Annotated in this window: 17 protein-coding genes; 15 read left to right on the forward strand and 2 right to left on the reverse strand. The window is 73.5% G+C overall.

Annotated features, from left to right (window positions below):
- The first annotated feature begins 44 nt into the window (after positions 1 to 44).
- The 15 genes from dnaJ (at position 45) to ACIGZJ_RS00365 (ending at position 14,270) form a co-directional block, all read left to right on the forward strand.
- Positions 45 to 1,184, forward strand: coding sequence for a molecular chaperone DnaJ (gene dnaJ / locus ACIGZJ_RS00295; protein ID WP_392927075.1), 1,140 nt, complete (start codon positions 45 to 47; stop codon positions 1,182 to 1,184).
- A 94-nt stretch (positions 1,185 to 1,278) separates the two neighbouring features.
- On the forward strand, positions 1,279 to 2,028 hold the full coding sequence (locus ACIGZJ_RS00300) for a 16S rRNA (uracil(1498)-N(3))-methyltransferase (protein ID WP_392927078.1): 750 nt from the start codon (positions 1,279 to 1,281) through the stop codon (positions 2,026 to 2,028).
- A 98-nt stretch (positions 2,029 to 2,126) separates the two neighbouring features.
- Entirely contained in the window at positions 2,127 to 5,375 is a 3,249-nt protein-coding gene (locus ACIGZJ_RS00305; RefSeq protein ID WP_396455191.1) for a PDZ domain-containing protein, read from the forward strand.
- Positions 5,376 to 5,487: 112 nt separating this feature from the next.
- A complete protein-coding gene (locus ACIGZJ_RS00310) occupies positions 5,488 to 6,117 on the forward strand; it encodes an RDD family protein (RefSeq protein ID WP_396455193.1) in 630 nt (209 codons plus the stop codon).
- Between the two features lie 52 nt (positions 6,118 to 6,169).
- On the forward strand, positions 6,170 to 6,523 hold the full coding sequence (locus tag ACIGZJ_RS00315; protein WP_396455195.1) for a histidine triad nucleotide-binding protein: 354 nt from the start codon (positions 6,170 to 6,172) through the stop codon (positions 6,521 to 6,523).
- A gap of 5 nt (positions 6,524 to 6,528) precedes the next feature.
- Positions 6,529 to 7,446: a ribonuclease Z gene (locus tag ACIGZJ_RS00320; RefSeq protein ID WP_396455197.1), complete on the forward strand. Its 918-nt coding sequence runs from the start codon at positions 6,529 to 6,531 to the stop codon at positions 7,444 to 7,446.
- A gap of 195 nt (positions 7,447 to 7,641) precedes the next feature.
- Entirely contained in the window at positions 7,642 to 8,763 is a 1,122-nt protein-coding gene (locus tag ACIGZJ_RS00325; RefSeq protein ID WP_392927092.1) for a PhoH family protein, read from the forward strand.
- 14 nt (positions 8,764 to 8,777) lie between these two features.
- The gene (gene ybeY, locus ACIGZJ_RS00330) at positions 8,778 to 9,272 is read left to right on the forward strand and encodes an rRNA maturation RNase YbeY (protein WP_387939802.1); all 495 of its coding nucleotides are present in this window, start codon (positions 8,778 to 8,780) and stop codon (positions 9,270 to 9,272) included.
- A 19-nt stretch (positions 9,273 to 9,291) separates the two neighbouring features.
- Complete coding sequence (locus ACIGZJ_RS00335) at positions 9,292 to 10,617, forward strand: hemolysin family protein (protein ID WP_396455200.1); 1,326 nt, start codon at positions 9,292 to 9,294, stop codon at positions 10,615 to 10,617.
- Positions 10,618 to 10,649: 32 nt separating this feature from the next.
- Complete coding sequence (locus ACIGZJ_RS00340) at positions 10,650 to 10,886, forward strand: hypothetical protein (RefSeq protein ID WP_396455202.1); 237 nt, start codon at positions 10,650 to 10,652, stop codon at positions 10,884 to 10,886.
- Between the two features lie 75 nt (positions 10,887 to 10,961).
- Positions 10,962 to 11,501, forward strand: a complete 540-nt coding sequence (locus ACIGZJ_RS00345; RefSeq protein WP_396455204.1) for a DUF4383 domain-containing protein — start codon at positions 10,962 to 10,964, stop codon at positions 11,499 to 11,501.
- A 111-nt stretch (positions 11,502 to 11,612) separates the two neighbouring features.
- Positions 11,613 to 11,966, forward strand: a complete 354-nt coding sequence (locus ACIGZJ_RS00350; RefSeq protein WP_392927100.1) for a cytidine deaminase — start codon at positions 11,613 to 11,615, stop codon at positions 11,964 to 11,966.
- A gap of 137 nt (positions 11,967 to 12,103) precedes the next feature.
- Positions 12,104 to 12,265: a hypothetical protein gene (locus ACIGZJ_RS00355; RefSeq protein ID WP_396455206.1), complete on the forward strand. Its 162-nt coding sequence runs from the start codon at positions 12,104 to 12,106 to the stop codon at positions 12,263 to 12,265.
- A 61-nt stretch (positions 12,266 to 12,326) separates the two neighbouring features.
- Positions 12,327 to 13,256, forward strand: a complete 930-nt coding sequence (gene era / locus ACIGZJ_RS00360) for a GTPase Era (RefSeq protein ID WP_387939814.1) — start codon at positions 12,327 to 12,329, stop codon at positions 13,254 to 13,256.
- A gap of 300 nt (positions 13,257 to 13,556) precedes the next feature.
- Positions 13,557 to 14,270 (forward strand): alpha/beta fold hydrolase, encoded by a 714-nt coding sequence (locus ACIGZJ_RS00365; RefSeq protein WP_392927105.1) that lies wholly within the window; start codon positions 13,557 to 13,559, stop codon positions 14,268 to 14,270.
- Between the two features lie 43 nt (positions 14,271 to 14,313).
- On the opposite strand, the gene ACIGZJ_RS00370 is transcribed toward ACIGZJ_RS00365, so the two are convergent.
- Positions 14,314 to 14,580, reverse strand: coding sequence for a protealysin inhibitor emfourin (locus ACIGZJ_RS00370; RefSeq protein ID WP_392927107.1), 267 nt, complete (start codon positions 14,578 to 14,580; stop codon positions 14,314 to 14,316).
- A 79-nt stretch (positions 14,581 to 14,659) separates the two neighbouring features.
- Positions 14,660 to 15,679, reverse strand: coding sequence for a M4 family metallopeptidase (locus ACIGZJ_RS00375; protein WP_396455209.1), 1,020 nt, complete (start codon positions 15,677 to 15,679; stop codon positions 14,660 to 14,662).
- Positions 15,680 to 15,949 lie beyond the last annotated feature (270 nt).

The raw sequence follows: 15,949 nt of genomic DNA on the forward strand, positions 1-15,949 counted from the left end.
ACCAGTCGCAAGCACTTCTACAGGCGGAACAAGCGGAGCATTTGGTGGCCACGGACTACTACGCGGTACTCGGCGTCCGACGGGATGCGGGGCAGGACGAGATCAAGAAGGCGTTCCGGCGCCTGGCACGCGAACTGCACCCGGACGTCAACCCGGACCCGAAGACGCAGGAGCGGTTCAAGGAGATCAACGCCGCTTACGAGGTGCTCTCGGACCCGCAGAAGCGCCAGGTCTACGACCTCGGCGGCGACCCGCTGTCGCCCAACGGCGGCGGCGCGGGCGGCTTCGGCGCGGGCGCGGCGGGCTTCGGCTTCTCCGACATCATGGACGCCTTCTTCGGCGCGGCCTCCGGCCAGCGCGGCCCGCGCTCGCGGACCAGGCGCGGCCAGGACGCCATGATCCGGCTGGAGATCACCCTGGAGGAGGCCGCCTTCGGCACCACCAAGGAACTCCAGGTCGACACCGCCGTCACCTGCACCACCTGCAGCGGTGAGGGCGCCGCCCCCGGCACCTCCGCGCAGACCTGCGACATGTGCCGCGGCAAGGGCGAGGTCTCCCAGGTCACCCGGTCCTTCCTGGGCCAGGTCATGACCTCCCGCCCCTGCCCGCAGTGCCAGGGCTTCGGCACCGTCGTGCCGACCCCGTGCCCCGAGTGCGCCGGCGACGGCCGCGTCCGGGCCCGCCGCACCCTGACCGTCAAGATCCCGGCCGGTGTCGACAACGGCACCCGGATCCAGCTGGCCGGCGAGGGCGAGGTCGGCCCCGGCGGCGGCCCGGCCGGCGACCTCTACGTCGAGATCGCCGAGACCACCCACCCGACCTTCCAGCGGCGCGGGGACGACCTGCACTGCACCGTCACCATCCCGATGACGGCGGCCTCGCTCGGCACCCAGGTGCCGCTGCAGACCCTGGACGGCCTGGAGGAGGTCGACATCCGGCCCGGCACCCAGTCCGGCCAGTCGATCCCGCTGCACGCCCGCGGCATCACCCACCTGCGCGGGGGCGGCCGGGGCGACCTGATAGTGCATGTCGAGGTGCAGACGCCCACCAAGCTCGACCCCGAGCAGGAGGACCTGCTGCGCCGCCTCGCGGTGCTGCGCGGCGAGGAGCGGCCCTCCGGGCAGTTCGCGCCCGGCCAGCAGGGGCTGTTCTCCCGGCTGAAGGACGCCTTCAACGGCCGCTGACAGCGCCGGGGCACCGCCCCTGGGCCCGGCGACCCGGACGGGTCGCCGGGCGCCGTCGTTCCACCGCACCGACCTCGCACCCCCAGAGGACCTCATGACCGCGCCCGTGTTCGTCGTCGAGACCGCGCAGCTCGCCCCCGCCGCCCCGGGCGCGGTGGTCCGGCTGGACGGGCCGGAGGGGCGGCACGCCGCCGCCGTGAAGCGGCTGGAGCCCGGCGAGGCGGTGACCCTCGCCGACGGCCTGGGCCTCGGCGTGGACGGCACCGTGACGGCCGTGCACGGCAAGGACGCGATCGAGGTGACCGTGGCGGCGGTGCGTCGCGAGCCCGAGCCGGGCCCGCGGATCGTGGTCGTCCAGGCGCTGCCCAAGGGCGACCGGGGCGAGCTGGCGGTCGAGACCATGACCGAGGTCGGCGTGGACGTGGTGATCCCCTGGGCCGCCTCGCGCTGCATCACCCAGTGGAAGGGCGAGCGCGGCGCCAAGGCGCTCGCCAAGTGGCGGGCCACCGCCCGGGAGGCCGGCAAGCAGGCCCGCCGGCTGCGCTTCCCCGAGGTCCGCGAGCCGGTGACCACCCGGCAGCTGGCCCCGGTGCTGGCCGGCGCCGCGCTCGCCGCCGTGCTGCACGAGGAGGGCGCCGAGCCGCTGGCCGCCGCCGCGCTGCCCGCCGCCGGGGACATCGTGCTGGTGGTCGGACCGGAGGGCGGGGTCTCCCCGGAGGAGCTGGCCGCCTTCGCCGAGTCCGGCGCCAGGCCGTACCGGCTCGGCCCGTCGGTGCTGCGCACCTCCACCGCGGGCGTGGCCGCCGGCGCCCTGCTGCTGGGCCGTACCGGCCGCTGGGGCTGACCGCAGGGGCGCGCCGCCCGCCGCGGGTGTCCTCCGTAGGGGTTCGCAGTCCACGAAAACCGGGGCGCGTCGTGTGCGCACGTGCCTAGGCTGACGGCGTGAGCGAACCTCGGAGCACCTCAGCGGGCGCCTATCTGCGCCACCCTCATCTGCACGGCGACCTGATCACCTTCGCCGCCGAGAACGACGTCTGGCTCGCCCCGCTGGAGGGCGGCCGGGCCTGGCGACTGACGGCCGATCACGTCCCGGTCCGCCGGCCGCGGTTCTCGCCGGACGGGCGGCACATCGCCTTCACCTCCACCCGGGACGGCGCGCCCGAGGTGCACGTCGCCCCGGTGGACGGCGGCCCGTCCCGCCGGCTGACGTACTGGGGCAGCGCGCAGACCCAGCTGCAGGGCTGGACGGCCGACGGCCGCCCGATCGCCACCACCACCGCCGGACAGGCCACCCTGCGGCGCACCTGGGCGCACGCCGTGCCGCTGGACGGCGGCGAGCCCGTCCGGCTGCCGTACGGGCCGATCGGCGGCCTGGCGTTCGAGCCGGGCGGGGACAGCGTGCTGCTGGCCTCGGCGGGCAACCGGGAGCCCGCCTGGTGGAAGCGCTACCGCGGTGGCCAGGCCGGCAAGCTCTGGATCGGCCGGGACGAGTTCGTCCGGGTCCACGCGGACCTCGACGGGCAGCTGGACTCCCCGCTCTGGGTGGGCGGGCCCGACGCCTCCAGAATCGCCTTCCTCTCCGACCACGAGGGCGTCGGCGAGCTGTACTCGAGCCTCCCGGACGGCACCGACCTGCGCCGGCACACCACCTCCCCGGATGGCTTCTACGCCCGCGGCGCCACCACCGACGGCACCCGGGTGATCTGGCACAGCGCCGGCGACCTCTGGCTGCTGGACGACCTCGACGGCGCCGAGCCGCGCCGCCCGGACATCCTGCTGGCCGGTCCGCGGGCCGGCCGCCGCCCCCGCCCGGTGGCGGCCGCGCACTGGCTGGAGAGCGTCGCCCCCGACCGCACCGGCCGGGCCGGGGCCGTCGTGGTGCGCGGCAGCGTGCACTGGCTGACCCACCGCGAGGGCCCGGCCCGGGTGCTGGACGAGACGCCGGGGGTGCGCGGCCGCCAGGCCCGCGTGGTGCCCGGTGAGGACGGCGCGCAGGGCGTGCTCTGGGTGACGGACGCCGAGGGCGAGGACGCGATCGAGTACGCCCCCGCCGTGCTGGGCGCCGAGCGCCGCCGGCTGGCGGCCGGCGCGCTCGGCCGGGTGCTCTCCCTGGTGGTGTCGCCGGACGGCAAGCAGGCGGCGGTCGGCTCGCACGACGGGCGGGTGCTGCTGGTCGCGCTCGCCGACGGCACCGTGCACGAGCTGGCCCGCAGCACGGACGGCGAGGTCAGCGGTCTGGCGTTCAGCCCGGACTCGGCCTGGCTGGCCTGGTCGCAGCCGGCGGCCGGCCTCGGCGCCTGGTCGCTGCGCCACATCGTGCTGGCCAACCTGGCCACCCGGACGGTCGGGGAGGTCACCCCGCAGCGGTTCATCGACACCTCGCCGGTCTTCACCGCCGACGGACGGCACCTGGCGTTCCTCTCGGTGCGCAACTTCGACCCGGTCTACGACTCGCACGTCTTCGACCTGTCGTTCCCCAACGGCTGCCGCCCCTACCTGGTCACGCTGGCCGCCGACACGCCGTCCCCGTTCGGGCCGCAGCGGGCCGGGCGCGCGGTCGGCGGGGACGAGGACGAGCCCAAGGGCCGCAAGGCGGACGGCGAGGAGGCCTCGGCCGACGCACCGCCCGCCACCCGGGTCGACCTGGACGGCATCGCCGACCGGATCATCCCGTTCCCGGTCGAGGGCGGCCGCTTCGGGGCGCTGAAGGCCGCCAAGGACGGTGTGCTCTGGACCAGGATCCCGCTGGTCGGCGAACTCGGCGACGAGGCGGCCTCGCTGGAGGACGAGCGGCCGCGGCCCACGCTGGAGCGGTTCGACTTCCGCAAGCGCCGCGCCGAGCAGCTGGTGGACGGCCTGGACGCGTTCGCGGTCAGCGCCGACGGCACCCGGCTGGCCGTCCTGGACGAGGGCGAGCTGCGGATCGTCCCCGCCGACCACAAGGCGGTCGGCGACGACGACGAGATCGAGGTCGACCTCTCCCGGCTCCGGGTGACGGTCGACCCGGCGGCCGAGTGGCGGCAGATGTACGCCGAGAACGGCCGCCTGATGCGCGACAACTTCTGGCGCCCGGACCTCGCCGGCGTGGACTGGACCGGTGTGCTGGACCGTTACCGGCCGCTGGTGGACCGGGTCGGCTCGCACGACGACCTGGTGGACCTGCTCTGGGAGGTGCACGGCGAGCTCGGCACCTCGCACGCCTACGTGATCCCGCACGGCGTCCATGCCGAGGCCGCCCGGCGGCAGGGCCAGCTCGGCGCCGACCTGGTCAAGGAGGGCGAGGTCTGGCGGATCGCCCGCATCCTGCCCGGGGAGTCCTCCGACCCGCGGGCCCGCTCCCCGCTGGCCGCGCCGGGCGCCGCCGTCCGCCCGGGGGACGCCGTCCTCGCCGTCAACGGCCGCCCGGTGGACCCGGTCACCGGCCCGGCGCCGCTGCTGGCGGGCACCGCCGGGCAGCCGGTGGAACTGACCGTGGCCGGCAAGGACGGCACCGACCAGCGCCACCCGGTCGTCGTCCCGCTCGCCGACGAGGAGCCGCTGCGCTACCACGACTGGGTGGTCGGGCGGCGGGCCGCCGTCCGCGAGCTGTCCGGCGGGCGGCTCGGCTACCTGCACATCCCCGACATGCAGACCACCGGCTGGGCCCAGATCCACCGCGACCTGCGGTCGGAGATGATCAAGGAGGGGGTGATCGTCGACATCCGGGAGAACCGCGGCGGCCACACCTCGCAGCTGGTGATCGAGAAGCTGGCCCGGCGGATCATCGGCTGGGACGTCGCCCGGGACATCGCCAGCCCGGTGCCCTACCCCGGCGACGCGCCGCGCGGGCCGATCGTGGCGCTGGCCAACGAGTTCTCCGGCTCGGACGGCGACATCGTCAACGCCGCCATCCAGGCGCTGAAGCTCGGACCGGTGGTCGGCACCCGGACGTGGGGCGGGGTGATCGGCATCGACAGCCGGTACAGCCTGGTCGACGGCACCCTGGTGACCCAGCCCAAGTACGCCTTCTGGCTGGAGGGTTACGGCTGGGGCGTGGAGAACCACGGCGTCGACCCGGACGTCGAGGTGCCGATCGCCCCGCACCAGTGGGGCGCGGGCGAGGACCCGCAGCTCGCCGAGGGCGTCCGGATCGCCCTGGCCGCCCTGGCCGAGACCCCGGCGAAGACCCCGCCGCCGCTTCCCTGGGAGTAGCGTCCACCCGCCGTGGGGGGAGGGCGGCCGGTCCGTCCTCCTCCCACGGGCCGTGGGTAGGATGCGGGGCTGTTCATGATCGACAGGCGATCGACAGCTCACGGGGGAGCACATGGCACAGGGCTATCCGCCGCCGCAGTACGGGCAGCAGCAGTACGGCCAGCAGCCGTACGGACAACAGCCTTACCCGCAGGGCCCGTACGCCCAGCAGCCGTACCCGCCGCAGCCGTACCCGCCGCAGGCCCACGGACAGCCGTACCCGGGCCACCCCCACCCCGGGCAGCCGTACCCGCAGCAGCAGGCCGCCGCCCGGGTGCCGCGGCCCAGGGAGGCCGGCGGGATCCGGCGGTTCCTCGCCGCGACGCTCGACTGCCTGGTCGCCGTCACCGCCGGCTTCGCCGCCGCCAAGGCGGCCAGCGGCCCGGACGGCCCGGTCGGCGTCTACTTCGGGACGCTCCTGGGCGTCTTCCTCGCCGCGTCCTTCGCCAACCAGGTGCTGCTCGCCCGCCTCTTCGGCTTCAGCCTGGGCAAGGGCGTCCTGGCCACCCGGGTGGTCCGCAGGAAGGACGGCAGCCGCCCGCACACCTGGCGGCTCACCAAGCGCTGGCTGCTCGGCTACGTCATCGTCGTGGTCGGCCTGCTGACGGAGGATCCGGAGTCGGAGGGCACCGCCGTCGGGGTCCGGGTCGTCCGCTGGAAGCACCTGCGCGAGTACCAGCAGGCGAGGGCACGGCTCGGCTAGCATGCGGCCGTACGCCCCGACCGACACCGTGCGACACCGCGAGGAGACCCCGATGGCCGGCGAGCCGCAGCCCGACTGCCTGTTCTGCAAGATCGTGGCCGGCGACATCCCGGCCACCGTCGTGCGCAAGACCGAGCGCACCCTCGCCTTCCGGGACATCGCCCCGAAGGCCCCGACCCACGTGCTGGTGATCCCGCACGTCCACTACCCGAACGCCGCCGCGCTGGCCGCCGCCGAGCCGGAGATCGCCGGCGAGCTGCTCGCCGAGGCCGGCGCGGTCGCCCGGGACGAGGGCATCGAGGACTACCGGCTGATCTTCAACACCGGCGCCGGCGCCGGCCAGACCGTCTTCCACGCCCACGTCCACGTGCTCGGCGGCGCCCCGATGACCGAGCGCATGGTCTGACCGAGGTGTCACAGCGCGAGTTCGTCGTCCTCGGCACCGCCAGCCAGGTGCCGACCCGGCACCGCAACCACAACGGCTACCTGCTGCGCTGGGACGGCGAGGGGCTGCTGTTCGACCCCGGCGAGGGCACCCAGCGCCAGATGGTGCACGCCGGGGTCTCGGCCACCCAGATCACCCGGATCGCCGTCACGCACTTCCACGGCGACCACAGCCTGGGCCTGGCCGGGGTGATCCAGCGGATCAACCTGGACCGCGTTCCGCACCCGGTCGACGTCTACTTCCCGGCCTCCGGCGAGGTGTACTTCGAACGGCTGCGGTACGCCACCGCCTACCACGAGACCGCCGTGCTGCGCCCCCGCCCGATCGAGGAGCCCGGACCGCTGCCCGCGCCCGGCGCCCGCTTCGCGCTGGACGCCGTCCGGCTGTCGCACCCCGTGGAGTCCTTCGGCTACCGGCTCTCCGAGCCCGACGGCCGCCGGCTGGTGCCCGAGCGCCTCGCCGCCCTCGGCCTGGCCGGCCCGGACGTCGGCCGGCTCCAGCACCAGGGCGTGATCGAGGCCGGCGGGCGCCGGATCACCCTGGACGAGGTCAGCGAGCCCCGGCCCGGGCAGCGCTTCGCCTTCGTGATGGACACCCGGCTCTGCGAGGGCGTCCACGAACTCGCCGAGGGCGCCGACCTGCTGGTCGTCGAGGCCACCTTCACCGACGCCGACCTCCGGCTCGCCGAGGACCACGGCCACCTGACCGCGGGCCAGGCCGCCAAGGTCGCGGCCGAGGCCGGGGCCCGCACCCTGGTGCTGACCCACTTCTCCCAGCGCTACCCCGACCTCGCCCAGCACCTGGCCGACGCCCGCAAGCACTTCGAGGGCACCATCGTGCTCGCCGAGGACCTCACCCGGGTCCCGGTCCCCCCGCGCCGGTAGTGCGGACCCCGGCGGTGCGCCCCCGGACGGGCGGAAAACCGTTCGCGCCGGGCTCCGATCTGCCCCAGCATCAACGGAAGCGGCCCCGCCGCCCGCCGCAACGATCACGCTCGCGGCGTACCCTGGTGACCCCGGAGAGACCGAGCGGCACCACGAGACCACGGATTGGGATGAGGCAGGCCCCAGCGCCGACCTATGAGTGACACATCGCAGACCCGTACGAACGGACGCCCGCGCCCGGAACCGGCCGACGAGGGCCGTACCAGCGCCCGGATCGTCATCCCCGAGAAGCACCCGATGGTCACCCTGCTCGGCACCGCGGACTCGCTGCTGCGCGTGATCGAGCGGGGCTTCCCCGCCGCCGACATCCACGTCCGCGGCAACGAGGTGACCGCCACCGGAGAGCGCGCCGAGGTCACCCTCGTCCAGCAGCTCTTCAACGAGATGATGCTGGTGCTGCGCACCGGCCAGCCCCTGACGGAGGACTCCGTGGAGCGCTCCATCGCCATGCTCCGCAGCGCCGTGGACGACCCGGACAGCCCGGCGCCGTCCAAGGTGTTCACCGCGAACATCCTGTCCAACCGGGGCCGCACGATCCGACCCAAGACCCTCAACCAGCAGCGCTACGTCGAGGCGATCGACAAGCACACCATCGTCTTCGGCCTCGGCCCGGCCGGTACCGGCAAGACCTACCTCGCGATGGCCAAGGCCGTCCAGGCCCTCCAGGCCAAGGAGGTCAACCGGATCATCCTGACCCGTCCGGCCGTCGAGGCGGGGGAGCGGCTGGGCTTCCTGCCCGGCACCCTCTACGAGAAGATCGACCCGTACCTGCGCCCGCTGTACGACGCGCTGCACGACATGATGGACCCGGACTCCATCCCCCGGCTGATGGCCGCGGGCACCATCGAGGTCGCCCCGCTCGCCTACATGCGCGGCCGCACCCTCAACGACGCCTTCATCATCCTGGACGAGGCCCAGAACACCTCGCCCGAGCAGATGAAGATGTTCCTCACCCGCCTCGGGTTCAACTCCCGGGTGGTCGTCACCGGCGACACCAGCCAGATCGACCTCCCGGGCGGCACCCGCAGCGGCCTCAAGGTCGTCCAGGACATCCTGGTCGACGTGCCCGACATCCACTTCTCCGTCCTCACCAGCACCGACGTGGTCCGCCACAAGCTGGTCGGCCGGATCGTGGACGCGTACGAACGCTGGGACGCCCGGCAGGAGGCCGAGGAGGGCACTCCGCCGGCCGCCCGCAAGCCCACCCAGCGGCGCGGCTCGCGCGCACCCCGACAGTCCCATCGCACCGAAAGCTGAGTAACCAGCCCGTCATGTCGATCGACATCGCCAATGAGTCCGGTTGGGACGCCGACGAGGAGTCCATCCTCGACGTCGCCCGCTACGCACTGGACAAGATGCGGATCCACCCGCAGTCCGAACTGTCCGTGATCCTGGTGGACGGTGCGGCGATGGAGGAGCTGCACATCCAGTGGATGGACCTCCCGGGGCCCACCGACGTGATGTCCTTCCCGATGGACGAGCTGCGCCCCGGCAAGGAGGGCGAGGAGCTCCCGCAGGGCCTGCTCGGCGACATCGTGCTCTGCCCCGAGGTCGCCGAGCAGCAGGGCAAGGCGGCCCCGTCGAAGCACTCGATGGACGAGGAGCTGCAGCTGCTCACCGTCCACGGGGTGCTGCACGTCCTCGGCTACGACCACGAGGAGCCCGACGAGGAGGAGGAGATGTTCGCCCTCCAGAAGCGGATCCTGGACGACTGGCGGGCGGGCCGCGGCCTCGGCGGGATCTCCCCGGCCCCCACCACCCACTGAGCGCGGAGCCCGAACCCCTGTGAGTGGTGAGAGTACGAGCTTCATCCTGGGTGCCGTCCTGCTCGTCGTCCTCGGCTGGCTGGCCGCGTGCGCCGAGGCGGGCATCTCCAGGGTCTCCCGGTTCCGCGCCGAGGAGGCCGTCCGAGCCGGGCGGCGGGGGGCGACGCGACTGCTGACCCTGGCCTCCGACCCGATCCGCTACCTGAACCTGGCGACCCTGATCCGGGTGGCCAGCGAGATGGCCGCGGCCGTCCTGGTCACCGTGGTGTGTGTCCGGAACCTGGACTCCACCTGGCAGGCCGTGCTGCTGGCGTTCGGCGTGATGGTGCTGGTGTCCTTCGTCGCGGTCGGCGTCTCGCCGCGCACGATCGGCCGCCAGCACCCGCTGACCACCGTCACCGCGGCCTCCTTCGTGCTGCTGCCGCTGGCAAGCGTCCTCGGCCCGATCCCGCGCCTGCTGATCCTGCTCGGCAACGCGCTCACCCCGGGCAAGGGCTACCGCGAGGGGCCGTTCGCCTCCGAGGCCGAGCTGCGCGCCCTGGTGGACCTCGCCGAGAAGGACGACCTGATCGAGGACGAGGAGCGCCGGATGGTGCACTCCGTCTTCGAGCTCGGCGACACCATCGTGCGCGAGGTGATGGTCCCGCGCACCGACCTGGTGATGATCGAGCGGCACAAGACCGTCCGGCAGGCGCTCACCCTGGCGCTGCGCTCCGGCTTCTCGCGGATCCCGGTGGTCGGCGACAACGAGGACGACGTGGTCGGCATCGTCTACCTCAAGGACCTGGTGCGCCGCACCCACATCAACCGGGACTCAGAGTCCGACGAGGTCGGCACGGTGATGCGGCCGGCCGTCTTCGTCCCGGACAGCAAGCCGGCCACCGACCTGCTGCGCGAGATGCAGCAGATGCGCTCGCACGTGGCGATCGTGATCGACGAGTACGGCGGCACCGCCGGGCTGGTCACCATCGAGGACATCCTGGAGGAGATCGTCGGCGAGATCACCGACGAGTACGACCGGGAGATCGCGCCGGTCGAGGACCTCGGGGACGGCTCGTACCGGATCACCGCCCGGCTGCTGGTCGAGGACCTGGGCGAGCTGTTCGGCATCGAGCTGGAGGACGAGGACGTCGAGACCGTCGGCGGCCTGCTCGCCAAGCACCTCGGCCGGGTGCCGATCCCGGGGTCGTCCTGCGAGATCCCGCTGCCGGAGGACGCCGCCACCGACCTGACCGCGATCCGGCTCACCGCCGAGAGCTCGGCGGGCCGCCGCAACCGGATCGGCTCGGTGGTCGCCGCCCCGGTCCGGGTGGCGTCCGGGGCGGCCGCGGAGACCGGCGAGTAGCGTCCGGGGCCCCGGCGATCGACCATGGGTACATGAGTCATCTACTGCGTGCGGAGTACGGCCCGCAGGGTCGGCCGGCCGGGGCGAAGTCCTGGCACGTCGTCCGGGCCGCCGAACCCGCGACGGCCCTGTGCGGCCGCACCATGGACACCGACGCCGAGAACCGGCCGGAGGAGGACTGGGGCACCGGGCTGCGCTGCTGCCAGCAGTGCGGTTCGCTGTACATGCACGAGGTGCCCCACATGCAGGGGAGCCACCCCTACAGCTGATCGGCCCGGCCGCGCTCCTCCGTGCGCGGGGCAGCGCGGGCCCAGGCCGTCCGACGTCCCATGGTGGAGGCCACCATGAAGCTGCAAGACGAACTGCCCGTCGACCACAAGCTCGTCACGGTCTGGCGGATCGGGGCGGGACTCGGCGGGGTCTTCCTGATCGTGTTCGGGATCCTCGGACTGCTGGACCATCCGGGCTTCCTGTCCACCCGTGGCGACCACATCGCCGGGCTCTCGACCAACGGGGCGCTGAGCATCCTCTCGATCGTCGTGGGCGCCGTCCTGGTCGCCGGAGCGGTGATCGGGGGAAACGTCGCCTCCAACGTGAACATGGCGGTCGGCGCGCTCTTCGTGCTCTCCGGGTTCTACGGTCTGACGGTGCTCGGCCGGCCGGACGCCAACATCCTCAACTTCCGGATGTCCAACATCATCTTCGCGTTCGTCTTCGGCGTGGTCGTGGTGACCTTCGGCATGTACGGCCGGGTCAGCAGCCACCTGCCGCACGACAACCCGTACTGGCGGCAGCGGTCGGAGGACGAGGAGCCGATGCCCTCCGGGCCCAAGACGCTCGTCAAGGTGCTGCGGCCCGGGCCGCCGAACCCGATCGGCCACTGAGCCGGGCTTCGGGTCGGCCGCCGAGCCCGGCCCGCCGAGCCCGGCCCGCCGAGCCCGGCCCGCCGAGCCCGGCCCGGCCGGGGGTCAGGCCCCGGGCCTATGCTCCTGGGCATGAGTGACATCGTCGAACTCGACCCCGAAGACAAGAAGATCATCACCCTGGCCCGCTCCGCCCGCGCCCGCAACGGCGTCGCGGAGGGGGCCGCGGTGCGCGACGAGACCGGCCGGACGTACGTGGCCGGGACGGTCGCGCTGGAGTCGCTGCGGCTCAGCGCGCTGCAGACGGCGGTGGCGATGGCGGTGGCCAGCGGCGCGAAGTCGCTGGAGGCGGCGGCCGTGGTGAGCGAGGCCGGGGAGCCCGCCGAGGCCGACCTGGCCGCGGTGCGGGACCTCGGCGGCGCCGGGACGCCGGTCCTGCTGGCCGGACCGGACGGCGCGCTGAAGGTGGCGGCCGAGGCCCGCTGAGCCGTGTCCGCGGGGCGCCCGGGTCGAGGGTCCGGGCGCCCCGCACCCGCCTCGCGCACCCTGGGGCCCCGGCCATCCAGCCCCGAATACGGCAGATAATCTCACCGGGAGTGGGACGTGCTGAGGGGGCTGGGGAGATGGGGACGTTCGCGTTCTTCGCGGGGCTGCTGCTGGGCGTGATGGGGATGGGCAAGTGGCAGGAGACCGGTTCGCCGTTCTGGCTCTGGGGCTCGGTGGCGTTCCTCCTGCTCGTCCTGATCATGGGAATCGCCTCGCTCGGAGGGGGTGGAAAGGGCTGAACGGGCACGCCGTCGGCAGGCTGGTCCGTCGCGCTCCCGGTGATCAGGGAGAATGGGGCGCATGAGTGCCCCTTCCTCCTCGTACCGCTCCGGCTTCGCGTGCTTCGTCGGCCGGCCCAACGCGGGCAAGTCGACCCTGACCAACGCCCTGGTGGGGACGAAGGTCGCGATCACCTCCGACCGTCCGCAGACCACCCGGCACACCGTGCGCGGCATCGTGCACCGCCCGGACGCCCAGCTCGTCCTCGTCGACACGCCCGGCCTGCACAAGCCGCGCACCCTGCTCGGCGAGCGGCTCAACGACCTGGTCCGCAGCACCTGGGCCGAGGTCGACGTGATCGGCTTCTGCCTGCCCGCCGACCAGAAGCTCGGCCCCGGCGACAAGTTCATCGTCAAGGAACTCGCCGACATCAAGAAGACCCCCAAGGTGGCCATCGTCACCAAGACCGACCTGGTCGACTCCAAGCGGCTGGCCGAGCAGCTGATCGCCGTCCACCAGCTCGGCGCGGAGCTGGGCATCGAGTGGGCCGAGATCATCCCGGTCTCGGCGGTCGGCGACAAGCAGGTCGAACTGGTCGCCGACCTGATCACCAAGCTGCTCCCGGAGGGCATGCCGCTCTACCCGGACGGCGACCTCACCGACGAGCCCGAGCAGATCATGGTGGCCGAGCTGATCCGGGAGGCCGCACTGGAGGGCGTCCGGGACGAGCTGCCGCACTCGCTGGCCGTGGTCGTCGAGGAGATGATCCCGCGCGAGGGCCGCCCGGCGGACCGCCCGCTGCTGGACATCCACGCCAACGTCTACATCGAGCGGCAGAGCCAGAAGGCCATCGTGATCGGTGCCAAGGGCGCGCGGCTCAAGCACGTCGGCACCACCGCCCGCAAGCACATCGAGGCGCTGCTCGGCACCCCGGTCTACCTGGACCTGCACGTCAAGGTGGCCAAGGACTGGCAGCGCGACCCGAAGCAGCTGCGCAAGCTGGGCTTCTGAGCCCCGCGCACCTTCGGCAGGACTCTGCAGGACCCCGGCGGCACAGGGCCGGGGAGGGCCCGTCCGGACCACCGCGTCCGGGCGGGCCCTCGCGCGTCGCGGCCCGCGGTGACGGCCGCAGTGACGGTCGTCTCGGACGGCGGCGCTGGCCCTCGGACCCGTCCGGGGTGTTCGCTGAGCCGTGGCCCTCGTCGACCCCCGCCCGGAAACGGCGGACCGACGTCGGCGCAGACGGTGACGGCAGACCAGACCGTGACGGCGGACCGGACCGTGACGGCAGAGCAGAGAGGTTCCACCAGAATGAGGCTGAACACCCACGAGTGGGGCTCCGGCGACCGGATCGCCCTCCTGGTGCACGGCATCATGTCCGACCACCGCACCTGGCGCAGGGTCGGCCCGGCGCTCGCCGAGCGCGGCTACCGGGTGGTGGCCGTGGACCTGCGCGGGCACGGTGCGAGCCCGCGCGGCGAGGGCGCCACCCCGGTGGACCGGTACGGCCCCGAGCTGTTCGCCCAGGACCTGGTCGACACCCTGCCGGTCGGCGCGGACCTCGCCATCGGCCACTCGCTGGGCGGGCTCGCCCTGCTGGACGCCGTCGACCGGCTGAAGCCCGCCCGGGCCGTCTACTCCGACCCGGCCTGGAAGTTCGCCCAGCCCGGCCTGTTCACGCCGTCCGCCTTCACCCTGTTCAAGCGGGCCTCCCGGGAGCAGATCAAGCTGCTCAGCCCGCGCTGGGAGGAGGTCGACGTGGACGTCGAGCTGGCCACCGTCGCGGCCTGGGACGCGGACAGCGCGCTCGCCCTGGCCGGCCACCAGGAGCCGACCGGGCTGCCGGGTGCGCCCGCCGTCCCCTCGCTGGTCCAGCTGCCCGGGCGGAGCTTCCTGATCACCCCCGAGGACGCCGAGGAGCTGCGCGGCCTCGGCTACGAGGTGCGCACCGTCGAGGACAGCGGCCACACCATCCACCGGGACGACCACGAGGGCTTCATGGCCTCGCTCGACGGCTGGATCTGAGGCCGGCCGGCGGGGTGGCCCGCGCCCGGCCGCGCGGGGGCGCTCAGGCGCCCTCGCGCAGGACCAGCGAGACCAGCTCCCGCTGCGAGTCGGTCAGCTTGGGGTCGGCGCAGTGGACCGTCCGGCCGTCGACGGTGATCTCGTAGTGGAAGCCGTCCGGCACCCCGTAGGAGGGTGCGCGCAGCCCGCCCGCGACGGCCTCGCGGGCGAGTGCGTGGACGTGCGGGGCGTCGATACGCTCGGCGGTGTCGAGCGCCGCGCGGCGGACGTGTCCCGCGAGGCCGCCGGTCCGGGTCACCTGGATACGCATGGTGTCCATGGTGCTACGCAGGGATGGCGTTTGCCGACGTTTTCCCGGACCTTGACCTAAGGTTCGCCCTAAGCCCGCCTCAACCCGGGCTGATGCCGACCCGGGCCCAGGCCGCCGTGACGGTGTCGGCGACGGAGGGTTCGGGGTAGCGGTCCCGGGCGGCCGCGACGGTGGCCCGGGCGAAGGCGGCGAAGTCCGCGTCCGCGGGCAGCCGCCGACCGGTCAGCGCGTCGTACCAGATCTGCCCCGCGCACTCCCAGGCCGGGCCGCCGAGGGCGGTGGCGAGCAGGTAGAAGGCGTGGTTCGGGATGCCGGAGTTGATGTGCACGCCGCCGTTGTCCGAGGCGGTGTGCACGTAGTCGCGCAGATGGGCGGGCTGCGGGTCCTTCCCGAGCCGGGGGTCGTCGTACGCGGTGCCGGGCTCCTTCATCGAGCGCAGCGCCACCCCCTGGACGCCCGGGGCGAGCAGCCCGGCGCCGATCAGCCAGTCCGCGTCGGCGGCGTCCTGCCGCAGCGCGTACTGCTTGACCAGTGAGCCGAACACGTCGGAGACGGACTCGTTGAGCGCGCCGGGCTGGCCCTGGTACTCCAGGCCGGCGGTGAACTGGGTCACGCCGTGGGAGAGTTCGTGGCCGATGACGTCCACGCAGGCGGTGAAGTCGCCGAAGATCACGCCGTCCCCGTCGCCGAAGACCATCCGCCGGCCGTCCCAGAAGGCGTTGTCGTAGTGCCGGCCGTAGTGGACGGTGGCGTCCAGCCGTAGGCCCTGGTCGTCGATCGAGCGGCGCCCGTACGCCTCGGAGAACAGGGCGAAGGTCGCACCGAGGCCGTCGTAGGCATGGTTGACCGAGTCGTCGGTGCCGGGGTTCTGGCCCTCGCGGCGCACGACGCGGCCGGGCAGCCGCTCGGCGTGCCCGGCGTCCGCGATCACCCGCTCCAGCCGGGCCGGTCCGGGCGGGGGAGGGGCGGGCGCCAGGCGGGCCGCGCGGTGCACGGCGTCCAGGGCGAGTGAGCGGGCGGCGGGGGTGTGACCGTCCTCGGCGAGGCGGTCCAGGATGAACGGCGGAACGATCGCGCAGAGCGGCAGGTCTGCTGTCATGTGGCCAAGGGTGAGGCCTCGATGACGTGTTGTCACCGGCGCGGACGGAAGTGCCCGCCGTCTCAAGGGGTGGAAATGTCGCCGGGCTCACTTCGGGGGCGCGCGAGGCTGGGTTACGCTTGTGAACATCATGCGCAACGGGCTGCTCCTTCTTAGCTGCCGCGTCGAGGGCCTGTAGTCCACCAGGGCCGGCTCCCTCGCCGCGGGGACTGTGCTGTGCGCGTAGGAACGGGCGATCCAATGAGGGGTCGCGAGCGGCAGCAGGCCGGC

The organism is Kitasatospora sp. NPDC052868, from assembly GCF_044547105.1.
Classification (GTDB): domain Bacteria; phylum Actinomycetota; class Actinomycetes; order Streptomycetales; family Streptomycetaceae; genus Kitasatospora.